Source organism: Bacillus sp. LR_5 (genome assembly GCF_042709275.1).
The window spans coordinates 1-3104 of sequence record NZ_JAVAXX010000474.1; the positions used below are offsets into that span (position 1 = coordinate 1).

3 protein-coding genes are annotated in these 3104 nt (G+C 47.0%); all 3 read left to right on the forward strand.

Translation table 11 applies throughout. The features are described 5' to 3' along the window. Positions 1 to 45: 45 nt before the first annotated feature. Genes sdhA through RAC86_RS37245 form a run of 3 tightly spaced genes read left to right on the forward strand, consistent with a single transcriptional unit; the run spans position 46 to position 3074 of the window. Positions 46 to 1806 (forward strand): succinate dehydrogenase flavoprotein subunit, encoded by a 1761-nt coding sequence (sdhA, locus tag RAC86_RS37235; RefSeq protein ID WP_003229567.1) that lies wholly within the window; start codon positions 46 to 48, stop codon positions 1804 to 1806. Between the two features lie 2 nt (positions 1807 to 1808). Next, the gene (gene sdhB, locus RAC86_RS37240) at positions 1809 to 2570 is read left to right on the forward strand and encodes a succinate dehydrogenase iron-sulfur subunit (protein WP_003229569.1); all 762 of its coding nucleotides are present in this window, start codon (positions 1809 to 1811) and stop codon (positions 2568 to 2570) included. A gap of 60 nt (positions 2571 to 2630) precedes the next feature. Beyond that, positions 2631 to 3074, forward strand: coding sequence for an acyl-CoA thioesterase (locus RAC86_RS37245; protein WP_377886816.1), 444 nt, complete (start codon positions 2631 to 2633; stop codon positions 3072 to 3074). The last annotated feature ends 30 nt before the right edge of the window (positions 3075 to 3104 follow it).

Here is a 3104-nt window from a genome sequence, read left to right on the forward strand (position 1 = left end):
GCATTTGTTTAAGAGTACTAGATTACTAGAGGGAGAGGGGCTATCATGAGTCAATCAAGCATTATCGTAGTCGGCGGGGGTCTTGCCGGCCTCATGGCGACAATTAAAGCAGCGGAATCAGGAATGGCGGTTAAGTTGTTTTCCATCGTTCCTGTCAAACGTTCTCATTCGGTTTGTGCGCAAGGCGGCATAAACGGAGCGGTCAATACAAAAGGGGAAGGTGACTCTCCGTGGGAACATTTTGATGACACGGTATACGGGGGAGACTTTCTTGCCAACCAGCCGCCAGTCAAGGCGATGTGTGAAGCGGCGCCTTCTATCATCCACTTATTAGACCGGATGGGCGTCATGTTTAACCGGACGCCTGAAGGCCTGCTTGATTTCCGCCGATTCGGGGGTACACAGCACCACAGAACTGCTTATGCTGGTGCGACGACGGGACAGCAGCTGCTTTACGCACTGGACGAGCAAGTGCGCAGATACGAAGTTGCGGGTCTGGTCACAAAATACGAAGGCTGGGAATTCCTTGGCGCTGTTTTAGATGATGACAGAACCTGCCGCGGAATTGTTGCACAAAACCTGACAAACATGCAAATTGAATCCTTCCGTTCAGACGCTGTCATTATGGCGACGGGCGGACCGGGAATCATCTTTGGAAAATCAACGAACTCCATGATTAATACAGGATCTGCTGCATCAATCGTTTATCAGCAGGGAGCGTATTATGCAAACGGAGAATTCATTCAAATCCACCCGACAGCCATACCGGGCGATGACAAATTAAGACTGATGAGTGAATCAGCGCGTGGTGAAGGCGGTCGCGTGTGGACATATAAAGACGGCAAACCATGGTATTTCCTAGAGGAAAAATATCCGGCATACGGAAACCTGGTGCCGCGTGATATTGCGACACGCGAAATATTTGATGTGTGTGTGAACCAGAAGCTCGGCATTAACGGTGAAAACATGGTATATCTCGATCTGTCTCATAAAGATCCGAAAGAGCTTGATATTAAGCTTGGCGGCATCATTGAGATTTATGAGAAATTCATGGGAGACGACCCGCGTAAGCTTCCAATGAAAATCTTCCCGGCGGTCCATTATTCTATGGGCGGTTTATGGGTGGATTACGATCAAATGACAAACATCCCTGGACTGTTTGCGGCTGGGGAATGTGATTATTCTATGCACGGCGGCAACCGCTTGGGAGCAAACTCCTTGCTGTCTGCGATTTACGGAGGCATGGTGGCCGGACCGAATGCGGTGAAATATGTAAACGGCTTAGAATCTTCAGCGGAAGACATGTCTTCATCTTTATTCGACGCTCACGTTAAGAAAGAAGAAGAAAAATGGGCTGACATTATGAGTATGGACGGAACCGAAAATGCCTATGTTCTTCACAAAGAGCTCGGTGAGTGGATGACGGCGAACGTAACGGTTGTCCGCCATAATGACAAGCTTTTGAAAACGGATGACAAAATTCAGGAGTTAATGGAGCGCTTCAAAAAGATCAACATCAATGACACGACAAAATGGAGCAACCAGGGAGCGATGTTCACACGCCAGTTCTCAAACATGCTTCAGCTTGCTAGGGTGATTACCCTTGGCGCATACAACCGTAATGAAAGCCGGGGCGCCCATTATAAACCGGATTATCCTGAACGTAATGATGACGAATGGCTCAAAACAACAATGGCTAAACATGTAAGCCCGTATGAAGCGCCGGAATTTGAGTATCAGGATGTCGATGTATCACTGATAACGCCTCGGAAACGGGATTACTCGAAGAAGAAGGTGGCGAAATAATCATGAGTGAACAAAAAACCATACGATTTATTATCACACGTCAAGATACAGCCGACAGCACGCCTTACGATGAAGAATTTGAGATTCCATACCGCCCGAATCTGAACGTCATTTCCGCTCTGATGGAAATCCGCCGGAATCCGGTTAATGTCAAAGGTGAGAAGACAACCCCTGTCACATGGGATATGAACTGTCTTGAGGAAGTATGCGGCGCATGTTCAATGGTCATAAACGGAAAACCCCGCCAGTCTTGCACGGCGCTTATCGACCAGCTTGAACAGCCGATCCGTTTAAAACCAATGAAAACATTCCCAGTTGTTCGTGATTTGCAGGTTGATCGCAGCAGAATGTTTGATTCATTGAAAAAAGTAAAAGCGTGGATACCGATTGACGGTACGTACGATTTAGGACCGGGGCCGAGAATGCCGGAAAAACGCCGTCAATGGGCATATGAATTATCAAAATGCATGACATGCGGCGTCTGCCTCGAAGCTTGCCCGAATGTGAACAGCAAATCGAAGTTCATGGGGCCTGCACCGATGTCGCAAGTCCGCCTGTTTAACGCGCATCCGACAGGCGCCATGAATAAATCTGAACGATTAGAAGCATTAATGGATGAAGGCGGCCTTGCAGATTGCGGCAACTCGCAAAACTGTGTTCAATCCTGTCCGAAGGGGATTCCGCTTACCACTTCGATTGCAGCCTTGAATAGAGATACAAACTTACAAGCGTTCCGCAATTTCTTCGGAAGCGACAGAGTATAAGAAGAAAAAACCTCTTCCGCATGGGAGAGGTTTTTTTAAACAATAAGGAGATGAAAAAAGATGAAGCTTCCCGCTTATATTGATATGCCGTTTCAAGAGTGGAAAACATCCTTTTCTTTTTTTAATGAGGTATCCGTAAGATTTTCCGAGACAGACATGTTTGGGCATATGAATAATGTAACCCCTTTTATATATTTTGAGGAGGCGCGGATTTCTTATTTTAAACAGCTGAATATGATGAGTGAAAACAAACAGACCATGACAGTCGTGGCAAGCCAGCAATGCGATTATTTGCGCCAAGTCATGCCTTATGAAGAGTTGCGCATCTATGTGAAAACAAGCGCAGTCGGCAGTTCATCTCTTACCTTGCACTATCTCGGAGAGAACCTCGAAGGCGAACCCTGCTTCACCGGGGCAGTCGTGATGGTTCAAGTCTCAAAGGAAAACGGCAAGGCTGTCAGCTGGACGGATGAGGAGAAAGAAACGCTTCTTCATACACGATAAACTAATTATCTTGTAAACGTCACCTCCTGC

Excerpts from the sequence above, each read along its gene's own strand:
- sdhA (WP_003229567.1), top strand. The coding sequence starts at position 46 with ATGAGTCAATCAAGCATTATCGTAGTCGGCGGGGGTCTTGCCGGCCTC.
- sdhB (WP_003229569.1), top strand. The coding sequence starts at position 1,809 with ATGAGTGAACAAAAAACCATACGATTTATTATCACACGTCAAGATACA.
- RAC86_RS37245 (WP_377886816.1), top strand. The coding sequence starts at position 2,631 with ATGAAGCTTCCCGCTTATATTGATATGCCGTTTCAAGAGTGGAAAACA.